Genomic DNA, 249 nt, shown 5'->3' on the forward strand with positions numbered 1-249 from the left:
CGGTCGCCGCGGCGCGCGCGAGCGCGTCGACACCCTTGTACGGGCGGATCTGGCCGAGGAAGAGCACGGAGGTGTCATCGTCGGCGATGTCGAAGGAGGCGCGCGCCTCCTCGCGAGTGACGGCGGTGTCGTAGACCCCCTCGTAGCTGGGATGCGGGATCTGTCGGATCTTCCGCGGATCGAGCGTGACGACGTCGGCCATCGCGGCCGGGGTGTGGGGGGCCATGATGTGGATCGCGTCGGCGGAGG

At 70.7% G+C, this 249-nt stretch carries 1 pseudogene; it reads right to left on the bottom strand.

The annotated features are described in order from the left end of the window. Positions 1-249: pseudogene (locus tag SB717_RS38265) on the bottom strand (hypothetical protein); the annotation flags it as partial.

It is taken from the genome of Priestia sp. SIMBA_032 (genome assembly GCF_046535215.1).
Classification (GTDB): Bacteria; Bacillota; Bacilli; order Bacillales; family Bacillaceae_H; genus Priestia; species Priestia aryabhattai.